Origin of the sequence: Micromonospora sp. NPDC005194 (assembly GCF_040608335.1) — a bacterium.
In the GTDB taxonomy this organism is placed as follows: domain Bacteria; phylum Actinomycetota; class Actinomycetes; order Mycobacteriales; family Micromonosporaceae; genus Micromonospora.
This window is the reverse complement of sequence record NZ_JBEXIA010000044.1, coordinates 1-15,393: the sequence shown is the minus strand read 5'-3', so window position 1 is coordinate 15,393 and position 15,393 is coordinate 1. Positions and strand designations below refer to the sequence as shown.

At 72.2% G+C, this 15,393-nt stretch carries 13 protein-coding genes and 1 pseudogene; 11 read left to right on the top strand and 3 right to left on the bottom strand.

All coding sequences use genetic code 11. The features are described from left to right. Positions 1-2: 2 nt before the first annotated feature. The 4 genes from ABZU53_RS27630 to ABZU53_RS27615 all read left to right on the top strand — a co-directional run bounded on the left by ABZU53_RS27630 (position 3) and on the right by ABZU53_RS27615 (position 4,354). Positions 3-1,280, top strand: a complete 1,278-nt coding sequence (locus tag ABZU53_RS27630) for an ABC transporter permease (protein ID WP_355068414.1) — start codon at positions 3-5, stop codon at positions 1,278-1,280. Positions 1,281-1,432: 152 nt separating this feature from the next. Beyond that, positions 1,433-2,143: a cytidine deaminase gene (locus tag ABZU53_RS27625; RefSeq protein WP_355068413.1), complete on the top strand. Its 711-nt coding sequence runs from the start codon at positions 1,433-1,435 to the stop codon at positions 2,141-2,143. A gap of 135 nt (positions 2,144-2,278) precedes the next feature. Further along, positions 2,279-3,562: a thymidine phosphorylase gene (locus ABZU53_RS27620; RefSeq protein ID WP_355068411.1), complete on the top strand. Its 1,284-nt coding sequence runs from the start codon at positions 2,279-2,281 to the stop codon at positions 3,560-3,562. A 111-nt stretch (positions 3,563-3,673) separates the two neighbouring features. Continuing rightward, the gene (locus ABZU53_RS27615; RefSeq protein WP_354863209.1) at positions 3,674-4,354 is read left to right on the top strand and encodes a DUF4272 domain-containing protein; all 681 of its coding nucleotides are present in this window, start codon (positions 3,674-3,676) and stop codon (positions 4,352-4,354) included. A 3-nt stretch (positions 4,355-4,357) separates the two neighbouring features. Here the strand turns inward: ABZU53_RS27615 and ABZU53_RS27610 are convergent, their stop codons facing one another. Beyond that, the gene (locus ABZU53_RS27610) at positions 4,358-5,227 is read right to left on the bottom strand and encodes a putative RNA methyltransferase (protein WP_355068446.1); all 870 of its coding nucleotides are present in this window, start codon (positions 5,225-5,227) and stop codon (positions 4,358-4,360) included. A 263-nt stretch (positions 5,228-5,490) separates the two neighbouring features. Here ABZU53_RS27610 and ABZU53_RS27605 point away from each other — a divergent pair, with 263 nt between their 5' ends. From ABZU53_RS27605 to ABZU53_RS27595, 3 genes are all read left to right on the top strand, one after another. Then, on the top strand, positions 5,491-6,216 hold the full coding sequence (locus ABZU53_RS27605) for a hypothetical protein (protein ID WP_355068409.1): 726 nt from the start codon (positions 5,491-5,493) through the stop codon (positions 6,214-6,216). A gap of 67 nt (positions 6,217-6,283) precedes the next feature. Then, positions 6,284-6,550, top strand: a complete 267-nt coding sequence (locus ABZU53_RS27600) for a hypothetical protein (RefSeq protein ID WP_354863207.1) — start codon at positions 6,284-6,286, stop codon at positions 6,548-6,550. A 106-nt stretch (positions 6,551-6,656) separates the two neighbouring features. Continuing rightward, entirely contained in the window at positions 6,657-7,724 is a 1,068-nt protein-coding gene (locus ABZU53_RS27595; protein ID WP_355068407.1) for an adenosine deaminase, read from the top strand. A 46-nt stretch (positions 7,725-7,770) separates the two neighbouring features. On the opposite strand, the gene ABZU53_RS27590 is transcribed toward ABZU53_RS27595, so the two are convergent. Beyond that, a complete protein-coding gene (locus tag ABZU53_RS27590) occupies positions 7,771-8,088 on the bottom strand; it encodes a hypothetical protein (protein WP_355068405.1) in 318 nt (105 codons plus the stop codon). 502 nt (positions 8,089-8,590) lie between these two features. Here ABZU53_RS27590 and ABZU53_RS27585 point away from each other — a divergent pair. From ABZU53_RS27585 to ABZU53_RS27570, 4 genes are all read left to right on the top strand, one after another. Next, positions 8,591-12,268 (top strand): nitrate- and nitrite sensing domain-containing protein, encoded by a 3,678-nt coding sequence (locus tag ABZU53_RS27585; RefSeq protein ID WP_355068404.1) that lies wholly within the window; start codon positions 8,591-8,593, stop codon positions 12,266-12,268. Next, entirely contained in the window at positions 12,265-12,669 is a 405-nt protein-coding gene (locus ABZU53_RS27580) for a roadblock/LC7 domain-containing protein (RefSeq protein WP_007455462.1), read from the top strand. The genes ABZU53_RS27585 and ABZU53_RS27580 overlap by 4 nt, the downstream gene beginning before the upstream one ends. A 98-nt stretch (positions 12,670-12,767) precedes the next feature. After that, complete coding sequence (locus ABZU53_RS27575) at positions 12,768-13,145, top strand: DUF742 domain-containing protein (RefSeq protein WP_030329021.1); 378 nt, start codon at positions 12,768-12,770, stop codon at positions 13,143-13,145. Between the two features lies 1 nt (position 13,146). Next, the gene (locus ABZU53_RS27570; RefSeq protein WP_007455465.1) at positions 13,147-13,740 is read left to right on the top strand and encodes an ATP/GTP-binding protein; all 594 of its coding nucleotides are present in this window, start codon (positions 13,147-13,149) and stop codon (positions 13,738-13,740) included. Positions 13,741-14,007: 267 nt separating this feature from the next. On the opposite strand, the pseudogene ABZU53_RS27565 reads toward ABZU53_RS27570, so the two are convergent. After that, a pseudogene (locus ABZU53_RS27565) lies at positions 14,008-15,393 on the bottom strand (transposase); the annotation flags it as partial.

The following is a 15,393-nucleotide window of genomic DNA, read 5'->3' as shown; positions in this document are numbered from 1 at the left end:
GCATGTCCACCATGGCTGTCCCCGACGTCGCGGTCGGCGTCGACGAGGGTTTCTGGACCCGTACCCGCAAGGTCGGCCTCACGCTGACGGCGCTCGGTCTGCTGGCGGCGGTGCTGTTCGGGGCGCTCGCCACCGACCAGGAGGCCCGGTTCACGTTGAGCGACGACGCGGCCGGTGCCGCGCTGGAGATCAACGGCACGATCGGCGCGATCCTGTTCGGGATCATCGCGATCGCCGCCGGCGCGGCCCTGCTCGCCGGCGTGCCGAAGCGCTGGTTCCTGCCGGTGCTCGGCGTCGGGCTGGTCGCCTTCGTGCTCTCCTTCCTCTGCTGGCAGGTCTCCGCCGCGCCCGCCGGGCAGAACTTCATGCCGCTGGTCAACATCATCCGGGGCACGTTCATCCTGGCCCTGCCGCTGATCTTCGGTGCGCTCGCCGGCGTGCTCTGCGAACGGTCCGGCGTGGTCAACGTGGCCATCGAGGGGCAGTTGCTGATGGGCGCGTTCAGCGGCGCGCTGTTCGGCAGCATCTCCGGCAGCGTCTGGGTGGGTCTGGTCGCCGCCGCCATCGGTGGCGCGTTCATCTCGCTGCTGCTGGCCGTCTTCGCCATCCGCTACCTGGTGGACCAGGTCGTCATGGGTATCGTGCTGAACCTGCTCGCGGTCGGCGTCACCGGCTTCCTCTACGAGCGGCTGATGCAGACCGACGCGGAGAAGTACAACAGCGCGCCGCGCTTCAGCAACTGGGAGATCCCCCTGCTCAAGGACATCCCGGTGCTCGGGCCGGCGCTGTTCCGCGGCAACATCTTCCTCTACGTCGGCCTGCTGCTGGTGCTGGTGATCCACATCGGGCTCTTCCGCACCCGCTGGGGGCTGCGGACCCGGTCGGTCGGCGAACACCCGATCGCCGCCGACACGCTCGGGGTCAAGGTGCTGCGGGTGCGCTACCGCAACGTGCTGCTGGCCGGCGTGGTCGCCGGTATCGGTGGCGCGTCGTACACGCTGGCGCTCTACTCGTTCACCAAGAACATGATCGGCGGCAAGGGCTTCATCGCGCTGGCCGCGCTGATCTTCGGTCGGTGGAACCCGACCGGGGCGCTGCTCGCCGCGCTCTTCTTCGGCTTCGCCGACCAGCTCGCCACCTACCTCGGTGCCATCAACAGTGTGATCCCGAGCCAGTTCCTGGCCATGCTGCCCTACCTGGCGACGATCCTGGCGGTCGCCGGCCTGGTCGGCCGGGTCCGGGCACCCGCCGCCGACGGCAAGCCGTACATCAAGGGCTGACCCCCACCCACCCCTCTGGTGATCAAGAGGTTTGCGTCAGGATGGACGACTTTCCTGACGCAAACCTCTTGATCACCGCGCCAGGGCGGCGGGGTGGGCGGGGTTGCCGCCCTGCCTGCTTTTGACCTGGGCTGCTTCGGCAGAATGATGGGATGACCGACATTGACTGGGCGCGGTTGCGGGCCGCCGCCACCGAGGCGATGCGGCACGCGTACGCCCCGTACTCGACGTTCCCCGTCGGCGCGGCCGCGCTTGTCGACGACGGCCGCGTGGTGGTCGGCTGCAACGTGGAGAACGCCGCGTACGGGGTGACGCTCTGCGCCGAGTGCGGAGTGGTGTCCAGCCTGCACGCCACCGGTGGCGGGCGCCTCGTCGCGCTCTCCTGCGTCGACGCGACCGGTGAGCCGCTGATGCCGTGCGGCCGGTGCCGGCAACTGCTCTGGGAGAACGGCGGGCCGGAGTGCCTGATCGAGACGAAGACCCGCCCGCTGCGGATGGCGGAACTGCTGCCGCACGCCTTCGGCGTGGAGGACCTGGAGGCGGTGACCGGGGAGACTCCGGTGCCGGTGGTCCCGGAGCGGCTGGCCGCCTGGCGTGGACGCGGCACCGTCTTCGTGCACCCGGACCTCTCGGACGGGCAGCAGGTCTGGACGGCGTACTGGGAGCGCTCGGCGGGAGACGACGCGAGCGCCGAGACCGGCGTGCTGGAGGAAGCCCCGAGCTGGGACGATCCGGCCGAGGCGATCACCTGGGGAATGGCCCGCACGCCCCGCGTGGTCGTGGTCGACGAGACCGGGACGATCTTCTGGGCCGGCGAGGGGGAGCCGCCGTTGGAGATCCCGGTGCGGTGGTCTGCTTCTTGAGGGTGGGGATTGGGCCGACCGTGCCCGGCTCCGGGCGGTCAGGCTTGATCCCTCCGCCGGGCACGGTCGGCCCAATCCCTCGGTGCGGGCTGTCCGTGGGTCGGGATCTGCAACAGACGAGGAAAGATCATTCTGATGAGTAGTGGGTTTGCTGCTGTTGACGTTATTCGGGTGAAGCGGGACGGGGGTGTGCTGTCGGACGCGCAGATCGACTGGGTGCTGGACGCGTACACCCGGGGGGTTGTCGCTGACGAGCAGATGTCGGCGCTGGCCATGGCGATCCTGCTCAACGGCATGACCGGGCCGGAGATCGCCCGGTGGACCGCCGCGATGATCGCCAGCGGTGAGCGCCTCGACCTCTCGGCGGTCCGTCGCCCGACCGTCGACAAGCACTCCACGGGCGGTGTCGGTGACAAGATCACCCTGCCGCTCACCCCGCTGGTGGCCGCGTGCGGTGCCGCCGTTCCGCAGCTCAGCGGGCGCGGCCTCGGGCACACCGGCGGCACGCTGGACAAGCTGGAGTCCATTCCGGGCTGGCGGGCCTCGCTGAGCAACGACGAGTTCATCGCCCAGCTCGGTGATGTCGGCGCGGTGATCTGCGCGGCCGGCGCCGGGCTCGCTCCGGCCGACCGCAAGCTGTACGCGTTGCGCGACGTGACCGGCACCGTGGAGGCGATCCCGCTGATCGCCAGCTCGATCATGAGCAAGAAGATCGCCGAGGGCACCGGCGCGCTCGTCCTCGACGTCAAGGTCGGCTCTGGTGCCTTCATGAAGTCCGTCGACCAGGCCCGCGAGCTGGCCCGCACGATGGTCGAGCTGGGCGGTGCGCACGGCGTGCGGACGGTCGCCCTGCTCACCGACATGTCCACCCCGCTCGGCCTGGCCATCGGCAACGCGGTCGAGGTGACCGAGTCGGTCGAGGTGCTGGCCGGGGGCGGGCCGGCCGACGTGGTGGAGCTGACGCTCGCCCTGGCCCGGGAGATGCTCGACGCCGCCGGCCTGCCCGACGCCGACCCCGAGGCGGCGCTGCGCGACGGGCGGGCGATGGACTCCTGGCGGGCGATGATCCGCGCGCAGGGCGGCGACCCGGACGCGCCGATGCCGACCGCGCCGGAGGTCGAGGTGGTCCGCGCCGAGCAGGACGGGCACGTCGCGGCCGTCGACGCGTACGCCATGGGGGTTGCGGCCTGGCGGCTCGGCGCGGGCCGGGCCCGCAAGGAGGACCCGGTCAGCGTGCCGGCCGGGGTGGTGTTGCACAAGCGGCCGGGCGATCCGGTGCGGGTCGGGGACGCCCTCTACGAGCTGCGCGCCGAGGACCCGTCGCGGATTCCGGCGGCCCTGGCGGAGGCAAGTCGCGCGGTGCACATTGCACCGACCGCGCCAACCGCGACGCCCCTGGTCATCGAGCGGATCGGCTGACCGGGGCGGAGGTCGGGGCGGCGTGGTGCCCGTCACCTGGGAGCGCTATTCTCGCAGGCCAAGGGGGGACAGCCGGCGTTGAGCCGTCGCGAGCAGACAGGAAGTTGCCCCGTGACCGTACCTGCCCCCGACCCGCGCGAGGTGCGCGAGGCGAGCCTGGACGAGCTGTCCCGGCTCGGCCTGCCGCTGCCGCCGGCCCAGTTCCCGCTCGTCTGGGAGCCGGGTGATGCGATCGAGCTGCGACCCAGGGCGGAGATCGAGGCGCGCATCGCCGTGCTGCACCTCATCCTGGCGCGCTGCTTCGGGATGCCCCCGCAGGCGGCGATGAGCTGGCTGCTCGGCTCGCACCTGGTCGAGATGGTCACCCCGCCGGAGTGGCAGTTCGTGATGGGCGGCAAGGGCGACCACCGGTCGTTCGTGCTGCACCACGACGCGCTCTTCGCGCTGGCCTGGGTGCTGGGGCTCAGCAAACAGCTCGATCCCACCCTGGCGGTGGACGAACGGTTGGTCGAGCGGCTGCCGCACATCGCCGAGGGGGAGACCTTCGGCCGCTGGCAGTCCCGGATCCTCGCCGCGCCGCAGCACCCGGCCGACGCGGCGGCCCTGCTCGATCTGCACTACTGCCTGGACTGGGCTTACCTGGAGACCGAGCGGAGCGGCCGGCGGGCGCCGGGGCTGGTCGACGCCAACGCGATCGGGCAGCGACGCTGGGCGCTGGAGTGGGCGGTGATCCTGCGCGGGCCGTACCATGACGAGCCGCCGGGCTGGGAAGAGGTCGACCTCTCCACCTGAGCCTCAGCGGCGTCGGTAGGCGTCCAGCCGGACCGCCACGCGCACCCGGACCGGCTCGGGCAGCGCGGCCAGCCGTTCGGCGAGGGCGGTCGGGTTGGTGTGCCAGGCGCTCGGACCCATCCCGACCAGCGTGGCGACCTCCGGCCGGGTCAGCGCCAGCTCCGCGCGGTGCACCGTCGAGCTGACCGGCGTGAAGTGCCCGCCCAGGCTGGCGGCCACCCGGTCGGCCTTGTCCGGGTCGACCCGCAGCAGGTCGAGGGCGTCCACCAGTTCGGTGAGATGGTCGGCGGCGGGCGTCACCACGAGCAGCGTGCCGGCCGGGTCGAGCACCCGGTGGAACTCCGCGCCGTTGCGCGGGGCGAACACGTTCAGCAGCACGGCCGTCGAGCCGTCCGCGAGGGGCAGCCGCTGCCAGGTGTCGGCGAGCGCCGCGGCCGCCCGGGGATGCGCCCGGGCCGCGCGACGCAGCGCCGGCTTGGAGACGTCCAGGGCCAGACCCACGGCGTCCGGCAGCGCCGCCAGCACCGCGCCGAGGTATCGGCCGGTGCCCGCGCCGGCATCCACCACCAGGGGGTACGCGTCGAGCGACGACACCTCGCGCAGGTGCTGCACGGCCTGCGTCGCGGCGGCGGCCAGGGCGTCCGAGACCGGGTCGTAGTGCCCGGCGGTGAGGAAGTCGGCGCGGGCGGCCACCATCTCGGCGCTGTCCCCGGAGTGCGGTGCGCGGCCGGCGAGCAGGTTGACGTACCCCTGCCGGGCCACGTCGAAGCTGTGCCCGCGCGGACACCGCAGCGCCCAGGCGGTGCCGGCGGTCGTCTCGGCCAGCGGTTCGCCGCAGACCGGGCAGCGCAGCCGGGCCGCCACTGGTGCCAGCGGGGTGGGTGCGGGGTCTGCCACCGCCAGATCCTATGTCGGGCCGAGAGTCGACGCGTGCTGCGTTGAGTGTCGGCCGGCCAACGGAGGTCGGTGAGCTGCGCGGTCAGCGCCGGACACGATGCCCGACATAACCAATCTGTCTATTAAATACTATTTCAACTTGATGAATAGCGAAATTACCGATGAGTCGTCGTGGTCGAACGAGATCCAATTAGCTTGCTAGCCTCCGCTCGTCATTACTTGAGACATGGGGGATGTACATGCGCATTGAACGCTCCTTAAGCCGAACGCTGCTCGCCGCATTTGTGGCTGGTGTCGCCGTGGTCGGCCTCTCCACCCCGGCATACGCCGAGGACGACGCCCACGCGACCGCCCTGGCGGCTGCCACCGCGGCTCTGCAGACGTCCGCGTCGAGCACGGGGCTGACCGTGGACTGGGCAATCCTAGCGACGCTGTCCACCGAGGAACTGCTTGCGATCCCGGAATCCGTCCCGACGGATCCGGACGGCATCGAGTTGCAGGATCCCGACCCGGTCGAGTCCGGTGCGCTCGGTCAGCCGCCGGCCGACTGGCCGACTCCGGACGGCGCGGGCTCCGCGTCCGGCGGCGATAGCTGCAAGACCAACGGCGCCACCCTCTATTTCAAGGGTGGGGTCACCAAGGCGAAGCTGTGGAGGTTCACCGAGTCCGTCTATTACTGCTACAACTACGGCAGGCGCACCATCACGCGCATCTCTACGCCGGACACCGCCGGTTACATCTACGGCCCGGGTCAGGTGCAGGGCTGGAAGTACCGTGGCGTCAGGAGCGGCCCGAACAACGTCAAGCACACCGATCTCTACGGGGTTTCCTACTACACCAGTTACGTGCAGGCGCAGTTCGAGCTCTGCACCGTGCGTCTGGCGTGCGTCGCCGAAAGTGACCCGTGGATCCGGCTCTACAGCTACCGCGACGGCTCGGTGCGGGCCGAAAAGGGCGGGGTGTGAGCGCGCTCCGGGATGCCTGACGCCGGACCGTCGTAGACTCGGAAAGACCGGGAAGAGGAGGGTGACGATGACCGCGGAACGCGTCGAGGTGCCGCCCCGATTGGATCGGCAGCGTCGGTTCACCGTGGTGGCCGTCTGCTGCGTCGTGCTCGCCACGTTGGTCGCCAGCGCACCCGGCGGTGCGGTCGTGTCCCTGGTCCTGTTCGTGCTGGCCGCTCGTCGGCAGGCACCGAGGGCGTTGCGGTGGAGCCTCGGCGTGAGCTCCGCCGTGCTGGCGGCGCTCAGCCTGCTCGTGCTGGCCGACGCCGGATTCGGCTTTACCGCTCTCGCATAGCGCGGCGGTGCGGGAGCCCGGCTGCCCGGGAGCCCGCACCGCTGGCGCGGGCGGCGGCAGCGGCACCACCGCCCGTATCCGGCTCAGGCATGACTAGGGTCGGAGCATGGCAATCCGGTACGAGGACATCGTCAAGGTCCCGAAGGCGCTGCTGCACGACCACCTCGACGGAGGGCTGCGGCCGGCGACGATCGTCGAGCTGGCCGCGGAGGTGGGGCACGAGCTGCCCACCACCGACCCGGAGGCGCTCGGACGCTGGTTCGTCGAAGCCGCCGACTCCGGGTCGCTGGAGCGTTACCTGGAGACGTTCGCGCACACCGTGGCGGTCATGCAGACCGGGCCGGCGCTGCGCCGGGTGGCGCGGGAGTGCGCGCTGGACCTGGCCGCCGACGGGGTCGTCTACGCCGAGGTGCGCTTCGCCCCCGAGCAGCACCTGGAACGGGACCTGAGCCTGGACGAGGTGGTCGAGGCCGTGCTGGCCGGGTTCGCCGAGGGCACCGCCCAGGCCGTCGAGGCCGGCCTGACCATCCGGGTGGGCACCCTGCTCACCGCCATGCGGCACGCGGCGCGCTCACAGGAGATCGCCGAGTTGGCCGTGCGGCACCGCGACGCGGGGGTGGTCGGCTTCGACATCGCCGGCGCCGAGGCGGGCTTCCCGCCCACCCGGCACCTGGACGCCTTCGAATACCTGCAGCGCGAGAACTTCCACTTCACCATCCACGCCGGTGAGGCGTTCGGGCTTCCGTCGATCTGGCAGGCGATCCAGTGGTGCGGCGCGGACCGGCTCGGTCACGGCGTACGGATCGTGGACGACATCGCCCCCGACGGCGCGCTGGGCCGGCTGGCCGCGTACGTGCGGGACAAGCGGATCCCGTTGGAGCTCTGCCCCTCGTCGAACGTGCAGACCGGCGCGGTGGCCTCGATCGCCGACCATCCGATCGGGCTCCTGCGCGACCTGCGGTTCCGGGCCACCGTCAACACCGACAACCGGCTGATGAGCGGCACCTCCATGTCGCGGGAGATGTCGCTGCTGGTGGAGACGTTCGGCTACGGCTGGCGCGAGCTGCAGTGGTTCACCATCAACGCGATGAAGAGCGCCTTCATCCCGTTCGACGAGCGACTGCGGATCATCGACGAGGTGATCAAGCCGGCGTACGCCAAGCTGCTGCCCTGAGGGGGCCTCGGCCCTGCGGGTGGCCTCCTCGGCTCTGCGGGCGCCCTCAGCCCCGCGGGTGGCCTTCGCGGCCGTGCGGGTGGTGGCCGGCGAGCAGGCCGGCCACCCGGCGCAGCACCTCCCGGGCTCGGGCCGCCTCGGCGCCCAGCCCCATCTGCCGGCGCAGCACCGCGGGCTCCGCCCGCAGCAGGGCCACCCCGCGCCGGACCAGCACCCGGGGCGCCTTGCGCTGCTCGGACAGGTCGCGGGCCAGCCGGCGCAGGAAGGTCGCCCCGCGCGGACGGCGCAGCGCGTACGCCCCGGCGAGCAGCCCGCGGCGGCGGCACTCCTCGACGATCTCGGCGGCGAAAATCCCTTCGGCCACGAAAAGTGGCGATCCGTCGACATCAAATGGCCGGGTGGCCACCCGTCGATCCGCGCCGATCGCATAAACCGGCACATCGGCACGGCCCTCGCGGGCGAGCCGAGCAATCGTTTCGACGGCGGTCAGGGCGTCCCAGGACTGCGGTGATTCCCAATCGACCTGGCCGTTTCGGCGCGGCAACGTAGGGTCATCGCCGTCCTTGTAGAAGTCGTCCAAACACAGCACCGGCAACCCGGTTTGCTGCGCTATGTACGACTTTCCGGAGCCTGAGGGGCCGGCGAGCAGGACAACGCGGTGGGGATGTTCCATTACCTTCAGTTACTCCGGCCAGACGGACTGCTATCAAATCGCATCAACATCTCATCACACCTTCGGCCGGTGACAACCTGGGCTTTCTTCTTGCCGACCGGCGTGATGGAATCTCGGGGGTCCGACCCGCCGGGTCGGTCGCTGGGCGTTGCCCGGGGCAACGCGTTCAAGCTGTAATCGCGAGGGCGGTGACGTGAGCAAACGGCCAAAGACGGCGGGCTCCTTCCTGTCGCGGCTGCGCCGGCCGGCCAGTCGGCTCCGGGACATGCCGATCTGGTCCAAGCTCGGTCTCATCATGATCGTGCCGACCATCGCCACGGTCGTCGTGGGCACCAGTGGTCTCGTCGACCACCTGGACACGCTCAACAATGCCAACCGAGCCGGCGACCTGGCCAACCTGTCGAGCTATTCGGGTGACCTGGTCGACACGCTGCAGGACGAGCGGACCACCGCCGTGCTGCTGCTGCAGGCCACGGGGACGCAGCCGAAGGCGCAGTACCAGGAGGCCTACAACCGGGTCAACTCCCGGGTCGACCAGGCGACGGGCCCGTACCGGCAGCAGCGGGGCGACGTCGAGGACCTGCCGGGCAGCCTCGAGGGTCTGCTCGACGGCATCGACCAGAACCTGCAGGAGCTGCCGGGCGTCCGCAGTCAGGTGTTCAACGGCAAGCTGAAGCTCGCCGAGGCCATCCAGGCGTACGAGGGTCTGATCAACGACCTGCTCGCCATCCGTGACTCGGCCACCCAGCTCGCCGGCGACAACGACCTGAGCGACCGGATGCGCGCCGCCGCGGCGGTCGCCCGGGAGAAGGAGTTCCTCGCCGTCCGCCGGGTCGTCGTCCACCGCGCGCTGGGCGTGCAGGGCGGCCAGCGGCTGACCCCGGCGCTGCGCACCGACTACATCGCCAGCGGCACCGGCCAGCAGCAGGCTCTGCAGAGCTTCAAGGCGGTCGCGAGCCCCGACGAGGCGAAGTACCACGACCAGACGGTCGCCGGCGGTGACCGCCGCGAGGCGCAGAACTACACCGGCTGGATCGACGGCAACACCACCGGCGACATGCGTGGCGCCCCGTTCGGCCCCGACCAGTGGGACTCGGCCATGACGGCCAACGCCAAGCTGATCCGCGCCGTCGAGACGAAGCTCGACGGGGACGTGGTCGCCGAGGCCGACAACCTGCGCTCGGACGTCCAGCGCCAGGTGTTCCTGGAGACCGGCCTGCTGCTCAGCATGCTGCTGCTGGCCATCCTCTTCGCGTACCTGGTCGCCCGCTCGATGGCCCGTTCGCTGCGTGAGCTGCGTCAGGGCGCCCTCTCCGTCGCCCAGTACGGGCTGCCGCAGGCGGTGGCCCGACTCCGTGACCCGCAGGTCGTCGGGCAGCTCTCCCCGGTGCAGCTGGCCAACCAGATCGCCGAGCCGCTGCCGGTCCGCAGCAAGGACGAGTTCGGCCAGGTGACCGAGGCGTTCAACGCCGTTCACCTGGAAGCCGTCCGGACGGCCGCCGAGCAGGCGGCCCTGCGCGCCTCCGTCGCGACCATGTTCGTCAACCTGGCCCGTCGTTCGCAGATCCTGGTCGACCGCCTCATCGGGCACCTCGACCGACTGGAGCGCGGCGAGGAGGACCCGGACCGGCTGGCCGAGCTGTTCCAGCTCGACCACCTGGCCACCCGGATGCGCCGCAACGACGAGAACCTGCTCGTCCTCGCGGGCGCCGACTCCACCCGCGTGCAGCGTGAGCCGGCCGCGCTCATCGACGTGCTGCGCGCGGCGCAGTCCGAGGTCGAGCACTACACCCGGATCGAGTTCGGGGTCATCGACCGCGACATCGAGGTCGCCGCGCACGCGGTCAACGATCTGGTGCACCTCATCGCCGAGCTGTTCGACAACGCCACCGCGTTCTCCCCTCCGGACTCGCAGGTCATGGTCGAGGCCCGCCGGGTCGGTGACCGCGCCTCGCTGTACGTGGAGGACCGCGGCATCGGCATCAGCCGCGAGCAGCTGCACGAGCTCAACGACAAGCTCGCGACGCCGCCGCAGGTGGACGTGGCTGTCTCCCGGATGATGGGCCTGGTCGTGGTCGCCCGCCTGGCGTCGCGGCACGGCGTCCGCGTCGAGCTGCGCCCCGGCGCCGACCGCGGCACGGTCGCCGACGTGACCCTGCCCACCTCGGTGCTGGTGCCCCGCGCGCTCGCCGGCCGGGTGCAGCAGCCGCCGGCCCTGCCCGCGGCCGGCCCGCAGCACGGTGGGCCCGCGCCGGTCCTCGGCGCGCTGCCCGCGCTGGGCAACGGACCCCGCCCCGGCGAGTCCGGCAACCAGGTCACGCTGGGCGGCCGGCCGTTCGACCCGGCCTCGCGCAACGGCGCCGGCACGCCCGCCAACACCGGTGCGTACCGTTCGATGCCCGCCTGGTCGGACCTGACCGGCGCGAGCGCGAGCAACGGGGTCAACGGCGGCGACGGGTTCGCGCCCCGGACGGCCAACGGCCAGCCCATCGACCCGCTGCCGCAGCGGCGGGCCGGCGACGAGCCGACGACCACCGGCCAGCAGCCGGCCATTCCCCGGCAGTTGCCCAGCAGCCCGGAGGTGCACCCGTACTCCGCGCCGCCGGTCTCCGCGCAGCCCTACTCCGGTGCGCCGGTCTCCGCCTCGCCGGCGTCCGGTCAGCCGTACTCCGGTCAGCCGTACTCCGGTCAGCCCTACTCGGGTGCGCCGTACGGCAGCCCGCCGGTGTCCGCCGCTCCGGCCTCCGGCCAGCCGTACGCCGGTCCGCCGGTGTCCGCGTCGCCGGTCTCGGCCTCCCCGGCGTCCGGTCAGCCGTACTCGGCGCCCCCGGCCTCCGGCCAGTCGTTCAGCGGCTTCACGCCCCGGTCCGCCCCGCCCGCTCCGGCGCCCAGCGCCCCGGCGCCGCCGGCCTGGCCGCCGGTGCCCGGCGGCGAGCGGGACACGCAGACCCCGCCGGTGCCCGAGCGGCTCGCCGCCGCCCTGGACATGACGACGGAGCTGCCCCGGGTGCCGCGCCCCGGCGACCAGCCGAGCACCGCGGCCCAGCCGCCGGCTCCGGCGCCCCAGGCTCAGCAGGTCCGCGCCCCGCAGGCTCCGGCTCAGCAGGCTCCGGCCCCGCAGGCCCAGGCTCAGCAGGCCCAGGCGTCGCGTCCGCCGGCGCAGACCCGCCCGGCACCGCAGCAGCCGCAGGCCCAGAACCGCCAGCGGTACGCGGACGAGACCATGGAGCTGCCGATCTTCCGGGAGCTCGAGTCCGCCTGGTTCCGTACCCGCCGTCCGGGTCCGGAGGAGGCCGCGGCCGGCGACAAGCCGGCGGCGAACGGCGGTGGCGGTGACGCGACCCAGCAGTTCGCGGCGGTCGAGGCCACCGGTCGGGCAGTCCACAAGACATCACCCGGGACGACAGGTAACACGCCGATGGCAGACACTCCGACGGCCGGAGGAGCGCCGCAGGACAACGGGTCGACAGCGAACGGGGGCGCACGCCCCGGCCTCGCCGAGAGCCTGCCGAACCGCCGGCCCCAATCGCAGACCAACGGCTGGCAGACCGCCGCCGACGACGGCTGGCGTGCCGCCTCGGCAGCGGCCACGGCGGCGCCGGTCAACGAGACCACCACGACCGGTCTGCCGAAGCGCAAGCCGATGGCGCAGCTGGTGCCGGGCGCGGTGGAGAAGCCCACCACCTCGGTCCAGCGACGTTCCCCGGAGGCGGTCCGTGGCCTGCTCTCCGCCTACCACCGGGGCGTGCAGCGAGGGCGTAGCACCTCGGACAACCCGACCAGCCCGGAGGCGACTCCGGGAGGGCAGCAATCCTCGCAGTCTGGCTCAGGCCCAGCGGCCGGGAGCGGGCAGAAGGAGCAAGAAGGATGACAACTACGCAGGATCTTGGTTGGCTGCTGGCCAACTTCGCCGACCGGGTGCCCGGTGTCGCACATGCGGTCGCCGTCTCGGCGGACGGCCTGCTCCTCGCGTCGTCACGGGACCTGCCGCGGGACCGGGCAGACCAGCTCGCCGCGATCGCGTCCGGTCTGGTCAGCCTCACCCAGGGGGCAGCCCGCTGCTTCGAGGGAGGCGCGGTGCTCCAGACCGTCGTGGAGATGGACAATGGCTTCCTGTTCCTGATGTCCATCTCGGATGGTTCGTCCTTCGCCGTGCTGGCGGCCCGCAGCTCCGACGTCGGGCAGGTCGGCTACGAGATGGCACTACTGGTCGACCGGGTGGGCGACGCCCTGACCCCGCAGCCGCGTGCGGCCGCGGGCATGCTGGGCTGACGCCTCGCCGATCGTGTGGTCGGCGCAACTGAAACGACAAGAACGACGAGTTCCACCGGTGGGAGCCGGTACGGGGTGCGAAGGAGGTGAGCGGCGACATGGCCGATCGTGACGAACCGACCGGAGCGTTGGTCCGTCCATACGCCGTGACCCGTGGTCGAACCCGTCCCCGGCTCGACATCGCGCTGGAGGCGCTCGTCGAGACGACGGTGCGCGGTCGGGCCGCTGCCAATGGCAACGGCGGCCAGGGCCGCGAACACCAGTACATCGCCGCGCTGTGTGACGGACGCGTGCAATCGCTCGCCGAGATCGCGGCGCGGATGCAGCTCCCGCTCGGTGTGGCCCGGGTGCTCATCGCCGACATGGCGACGGACGGCCTGGTCGCGGTCCACGAGCCGACCATCCTGGACGACTCCGACGACGCGGTGGGCACTGAACTGCTGGAGAGGGTGCTGAGTGGACTTCGCAGGCTCTGACATGTCGCACCGCCCACCGAACCCGAGTGGGCGCGTGACGTCGGCGAAGATCGTTATCGCCGGTGGATTCGGCGTCGGTAAGACGACGCTGGTCGGCTCGGTCTCGGAGATCACGCCGCTGACCACCGAGGCCATCATGACCTCCGCTGGCGTGGGCGTCGACGACACCCGGCAGGTGCCGGGCAAGACGACGACCACGGTGGCCATGGACTTCGGCCGGATCTCGATCGACCGTGACCTGATCCTGTACCTGTTTGGTACGCCGGGTCAGACCCGATTCTGGTTCATGTGGGACGAACTGGTGCGGGGCGCGATCGGCGCGGTCGTGCTGGTGGACACCCGCCGGCTGGCCGACTGCTTCGCGGCGATCGACTTCTTCGAGCACCGGCGGCTGCCGTACCTGGTGGCCATCAACTGCTTCGACGGGATGCAGTACCACGACCCGCAGGACGTCCGGGACGCCTTGGCGATCTCGAGCGACGTGCCGGTCGTGGCCTGCGACGCCCGTAACCGGGAGTCGACGAAGCACGTGCTGATCTCGCTGGTCGAGTACGTGCTCACCATGCGCCGTACGCGCGCCGTCGCCCCGGCCTGATCGGGACGCTCTCGCGCCCGGTGGTGGCCCTGGCCGCCACCGGGCGCTGAATGCTGCCCGGGGCGGGTACGGCTCCGCCCAAGAGATCTTGGAAGGTGTCCGGCCCTTCGGGGCGGGTTCCTTCCAGGATCTCTTGCGTTGGCGCGCGGTCGTTCGGGCCGCCCTACCCGCGTGTGCGCGGGCCGGTCTGGTTGGCCCCTGAACGCACTTCCGCCCCCAGCCGGTGTACGGCTGAGGGCGGAAGGAACGCGTACGGGAGAGAGTCGCTCAGGACTGGTAGCCGGCGGAGCGGTACTCGTACTCCCGGTCGTCGTCGCGGTCCCCGTGGTCGCGGCTGAAGTCCCAGCCGCCGGCGGCCTCCCGGCCCGGTCGGCCGCCCACCGCGAACCCGCCGATCTCCTGCCCGCGACGCCAACCGCGGAAGTAGCCGGTGGTGTTCTCCGCGAGGCTCGCCGCATCGCGCACTATCCGCAGTGGGCGCTCCTCGCGCAGCGGGGAACCCGGGACCAGATTGGCCTGCGGGACGCGCTTCGGCAGCCCGGCGTTGGTCTCGGCGCCCACCGCGGGGCGGGCTGCCTGCTCGGCGGCCTGCCACCCGGTGTCGGCCGTGGTCGACCAGTCCAGGTCGGACTCCTCCTCGGTGTGCCCGACGAACCACGCCGACTTGGCCTGCGCGAAGATCAGCAGATCACCGTCGCCCTCGTCGGCCACCGGCGGCGGTCGGTGCTCGACCGGCGGGGGTCGGTGCTCGACCGGGGGAGGCGGCCGGTGCTCGGCGGCCCGCTCGACGCGGGGCGCCTGACGGTTGTTGCGGGCGGCCTGCTCCCGGTCGACCAGCCGCAGCGGCGGCGTCTCCAGGCGGGGATCACCGGGGGGAGGGTTGAGCCCTTCCCGCAGTGCCCGGTCCGCCAGCGGCGGCGGCTCGACCAGCCGCAGCATGGGTGGCTCCTGGGGCAGGTCGTCGGCCAGCCAGGGCGGCGTGACCCGACCGTCGGCCCGGCCCGGATCGGTCGGGGCGTCGACGCGGTTGCCGCCGTACGAGTAGGCGACGGGGTTGTTCGGCGAGCTGTCGGCCGGGTCCTCCGGGTTGTTGACCAGGGGCCAGTTCGCCCGGGAACCCGGGGGTGCCGACTCCTGACCCGGCCGGGGAGCGGGCACCGGGATGCTGAGGTCGGTGGCGCTGAACCCGCCGGTGGGCGGCTCCTCGACCGGCCGCTGCACGTGACTCTGCCGCTCGCCGTTGGTCTTCGGGCGGGGCGGAATGACCGTGCGCTGCCGCTCGGCCCGCGCGTGGTTGATCGCGGCGGTGGTGAGGGTCGGCCGGAACGGCTCGCCCGCCTCGGCCGGCGGCACGGTGCCCCGCTGAGCCGGCGCGATGGGAGTGATCCCCGGCGGCGGGGGCGGCGGCGACGAGACCGGCCGGTTGGTCGGGCCGTCGATTCGGCTCGGGATGGGCTCGGCACGCCCGGGAGGCGCGGACACCGGCGGGCCGGCGACCGCGGCCGGGGCGATCGGCGCGGGTGCGATCGGCGGAGGGGTGACCGGAGCGGGGGCGACCGGCGGCGGCCCGAGCGGGCGCGGCGACGCCAGCGGGGCGCTGCCCGGTGCCGGCTCGGGTCGGCTGCGTCGGCCGGTGACGGGTGTGGGCTCGGC

Coding starts and splice junctions, on each gene's coding strand:
- ABZU53_RS27580 (WP_007455462.1), top strand. CDS start 12,265: ATGACAACTACGCAGGATCTTGGTTGGCTGCTGGCCAACTTCGCCGAC.
- ABZU53_RS27600 (WP_354863207.1), top strand. CDS start 6,284: ATGACCGCGGAACGCGTCGAGGTGCCGCCCCGATTGGATCGGCAGCGT.
- ABZU53_RS27595 (WP_355068407.1), top strand. CDS start 6,657: ATGGCAATCCGGTACGAGGACATCGTCAAGGTCCCGAAGGCGCTGCTG.
- ABZU53_RS27630 (WP_355068414.1), top strand. CDS start 3: ATGTCCACCATGGCTGTCCCCGACGTCGCGGTCGGCGTCGACGAGGGT.
- ABZU53_RS27620 (WP_355068411.1), top strand. CDS start 2,279: ATGAGTAGTGGGTTTGCTGCTGTTGACGTTATTCGGGTGAAGCGGGAC.
- ABZU53_RS27570 (WP_007455465.1), top strand. CDS start 13,147: ATGTCGCACCGCCCACCGAACCCGAGTGGGCGCGTGACGTCGGCGAAG.
- ABZU53_RS27605 (WP_355068409.1), top strand. CDS start 5,491: ATGCGCATTGAACGCTCCTTAAGCCGAACGCTGCTCGCCGCATTTGTG.
- ABZU53_RS27625 (WP_355068413.1), top strand. CDS start 1,433: ATGACCGACATTGACTGGGCGCGGTTGCGGGCCGCCGCCACCGAGGCG.
- ABZU53_RS27575 (WP_030329021.1), top strand. CDS start 12,768: ATGGCCGATCGTGACGAACCGACCGGAGCGTTGGTCCGTCCATACGCC.